Raw genomic sequence first — 3,736 nt, forward strand, 5'->3', positions numbered from 1 at the left:
CGTCGTGCTCAGGTGATGCGGCTCAGTGCTTCTCGGGTCCCACGTGGTACTCGAAGACGAGTCCGACCGCGGTGGCCAGGATCAGCGCCACGCCGACCACGATCAGCCACGGCTGGAAGAAGGCCAGCGCGACCGCGGTGAACGCCGCCGCGAAGGCGAGCAGGATGGGCCAGAAGCTCCCCGGGCTGAAGAAGCCCAGGTCGCCCGCGCCGTCCGAGATCTCGGCGTCGTCGTAGTCCTCGGGGCGGGTGTCGAGTCGCCGTGCCACGAACCGGAAGTACGTGCCCACGATCAGGGTCAGTCCGGCGGACAGCACGATCGCGGTCAGCCCGGCCCACTCGACTCCGGTGCGCGAGGCGGCGGTGAAGACGCCGTACACGATCGCGACGAGGATGAAAAACACCGTCAAGATCTCAAAGAGCTTGGCTTCGATCTTCATTTCAGCAAGTCCTTCAGCGGTTGATGGGTCTGGGTGCCGTCGGCACTGCTACTGGTATTCGCCCTCGAGGACGGTGGTGGCCTGCCGGTACGTCCGCTCCGTGTTGAACGGCTGCGTGGACGTGGCGACCGGCGACTCGCCGATCTTCGCGAGCGCCTCGGCGGTGGTCAGCGCCTGTCCACCCTCGTCGAGCGGCTTGCGCAGCTCGATGTACTCGGCGAACTTCTCCGGGCTGACCGCGCGGACCTCGAAGTTCATCATCGCGTGGTACGTGCCGCACATCTCGGCACAGCGCCCGACGAACGCGCCTTCCTTGGTGATCTCGCTGATCTGGAAGACGTTGTCGGAGTGGTTCTGCTCCGGGTTCGGCATGACGTCGCGCTTGAACAGGAACTCCGGCACCCAGAACGCGTGGATGACGTCCGCGGCGTTGAGCACGAACTCGATGCGCTTGCCGGTGGGCAGCACGAGGATCGGGATCTCCTGGCTGGATCCGACGGTCTCGATCTTGTCGAATCGCAGGTAGGAGATGTCGTTCGCGGACAGACCCGCGTTCGGCGGCGGAACCTCTTCACCGCGGAGCACCTGCTCGCCTGCCGGCTGCTCGGCGTACGCCTGCGCTGCGACGTCGACGCCGTCGTACTTGGCACCGCCCTCACGCAGGTCGATGCTGCGGTAGCCGAACTTCCAGTTCCACTGGTACGCGGTCACGTCGACCACCACGTTCGGGTCGTCCTTCTTCTCGTGGACGTAGTTCTGCACGACCACGGTGAAGTAGAACAGCACGGCGATGATGACAAACGGCACCGCGGTGTAGAAGAGCTCCAGCGGGACGTTGTAGGCCGTCTGCCTGGGGAACTCCGGCGAGTCCTTCTTCTTCCGGTGGAAGATCACCACCCAAAAGGTCAGGCCCCACACAATCACGCCCATGAACAGGGCGGCGATGACCGACCAGGTCCACAGTTCACGCATCCGCTCAGCCTGCGGGGTAATGCCCGACGGCCATCCGAACCGAAGCACCGAATTGTCGATCGAACATCCCGACAGCAGCATGGCAGCAAGGCCCAAAGATGCTGCGAGCCCTGCTCGTCGAAGGATCCGACTCTGCGCCACGTTCACGCCTTCCTGATCGCCGCAATGAATAAGGGCAGCCCCAGCCGGACGCCCGAATACTACGCAGCGTAGACCAAAGCTGGCGCCTCTCCACCGTCGGGTCACAACATCAGTTCCGCGAGTCTGCGGCATACTCGGCAGAGTTATTCGGCAATCCGCTGCATACCAGTGTGGAGCCTTCCCCAAGAGCGAATAGAGGTATTGGACGCCGTGTGCGGACTGCTCGGGCTACTGACCTCCTCCGGCACCACCGAAGACGCGGTTTCGCGCGTCGACTCGGCGATGCACTGCCTGCGGCACCGCGGGCCGGACGAGCACGGAACCTGGAACGACGACGACCTGATCTTCGGCTTCAACCGGCTCTCGATCATCGACATCGAACACTCGCATCAGCCGCTGCGCTGGGGCCCGCCGGAGAACCCGACCCGGTACGCGCTGACCTTCAACGGTGAGATCTACAACTACCTCGAGCTGCGGGCCGAGCTGGCCCGCGATCACGGTGCCCAGTTCACCACCGAGGGCGACAGCGAGGCGATCGTCGCGGCGTTCCACTACTGGGGAGCCGACGCGGTCCGCCGGTTGCGTGGCATGTTCGCGTTCGCGATCTGGGACACCGAGACCAAGGATCTGTTCCTGGCCAGGGACCCGTTCGGCATCAAGCCGTTGTTCCTGGCGACGGGCACCGGTGGCACCGCGTTCGGCAGCGAGAAGAAGAGCCTGCTGGAGCTGACCGAGCTGATCGGCATCGGCACCGACCTCGATCCGCGCGCCACCGAGCACTACACGGTGCTGCAGTACGTGCCGGAGCCCGAGACCCTGCACGCCGACATCCGTCGCCTCGAGTCCGGCTGCCACGCCTGGGTGCGGGTCGGCGAGGCCCCGAAGATCACCCGCTACTTCACGCCGACGTTCCCGGTCACGCCGTTCGCGGCGGGCACCGAGCAGGCGCGGTACCGGGAGATCGCCGAGGCGCTCGAGGACTCGGTCGCCAAGCACATGCGCGCGGACGTGACCGTCGGGTCGTTCCTCTCCGGCGGCATCGACTCCACCGCGATCGCCGCGCTGGCGATGCGGCACAACCCCAACCTGATCACCTTCACCACCGGCTTCGAGCGCGAGGGCTACTCCGAGGTCGACGTGGCCGCCGAGTCCGCCGCCGCGATCGGCGCCCGGCACATCGTCAAGGTCGTCAGCCCGACGGAGTTCGCCAACGCGATCCCGGAGATCATCTGGTACCTCGACGACCCGGTCGCCGACCCGGCGCTTGTCCCGCTGTACTTCGTGGCCAAGGAGGCCCGCAAGCACGTCAAGGTGGTGCTGTCCGGCGAGGGCGCGGACGAGCTGTTCGGCGGCTACACCATCTACCGTGAGCCGCTCTCGCTGAAGCCGTTCGAGTACCTGCCCCGCGGTCTGCGCCGCGCGGCGGGCAAGCTGTCCGAGCGCATCCCCGAGGGCACCAGGGGCAAGAGCCTGCTCAACCGCGGCTCGATGACGCTCGAGGAGCGCTACTACGGCAACGCGCGCAGCTTCAACGACACGCAGCTACGCGCCGTGCTGCGCGACTTCCGGCCGGAGTGGACGCACCAGGACGTGACCGCGCCGATCTACGCGCAGTCGCGGGACTGGGATCCGGTCGCTCGGATGCAGCACCTGGACCTGTTCACCTGGCTGCGTGGCGACATCCTGGTCAAGGCCGACAAGATGACGATGGCCAACTCGCTGGAGCTGCGGGTGCCGTTCCTGGACACCGAGGTCTTCGAGGTCGCGTCGCGGGTGCCGCTGGAGCAGAAGATCACCAAGACCACGACCAAGTACGCGCTGCGGCAGGCGCTGGAGGGCATCGTCCCGCCGCACGTGCTGCACCGTGCCAAGCTCGGCTTCCCCGTTCCGCTGCGGCACTGGCTGCGCGGCACCGAGCTGTTCGACTGGGCGCACCAGCAGATCGCGGACTCGCAGACCGACCACATCTTCGACAAGGCGGCGGTCGCGGCGATGCTGAACGAGCACCGCGACGGCGGGTCGGATCACAGCCGCCGGCTGTGGACGGTGCTGTGCTTCATGGTGTGGCACGGCATCTTCGTGGAGAAGCGGATCGTGCCGCAGATCCAGGAACCGGTCTACCCGGTCCACGTGTAGAGGCGCTACGCGCCTGTGCGCGGTTGACGAGTCTCAGGACTCGTCAAC

The 3,736-nt window shown here is 66.3% G+C and carries 3 protein-coding genes; 1 reads left to right on the top strand and 2 read right to left on the bottom strand.

Features of this window, described 5'->3' with window-relative positions:
• Positions 1-22: 22 nt before the first annotated feature.
• Both ACWFRB_RS26255 and ctaC read right to left on the bottom strand, forming a co-directional pair.
• Entirely contained in the window at positions 23-439 is a 417-nt protein-coding gene (locus ACWFRB_RS26255; protein WP_452644264.1) for a cytochrome c oxidase subunit 4, read from the bottom strand.
• Positions 440-487: 48 nt separating this feature from the next.
• On the bottom strand, positions 488-1,558 hold the full coding sequence (ctaC, locus tag ACWFRB_RS26260) for an aa3-type cytochrome oxidase subunit II (RefSeq protein ID WP_452644266.1): 1,071 nt from the start codon (positions 1,556-1,558) through the stop codon (positions 488-490).
• 204 nt (positions 1,559-1,762) lie between these two features.
• Here ctaC and asnB point away from each other — a divergent pair, with 204 nt between their 5' ends.
• Positions 1,763-3,688, top strand: a complete 1,926-nt coding sequence (asnB, locus tag ACWFRB_RS26265) for an asparagine synthase (glutamine-hydrolyzing) (protein ID WP_452644268.1) — start codon at positions 1,763-1,765, stop codon at positions 3,686-3,688.
• Positions 3,689-3,736 lie beyond the last annotated feature (48 nt).

This window comes from Rhodococcus sp. NPDC055112, from assembly GCF_053607505.1.

What these genes read in the sequence shown, in the direction of transcription:
- ACWFRB_RS26255 (WP_452644264.1), bottom strand. Translation starts at nt 439, where the DNA reads ATGAAGATCGAAGCCAAGCTCTTTGAGATCTTGACGGTGTTTTTCATC.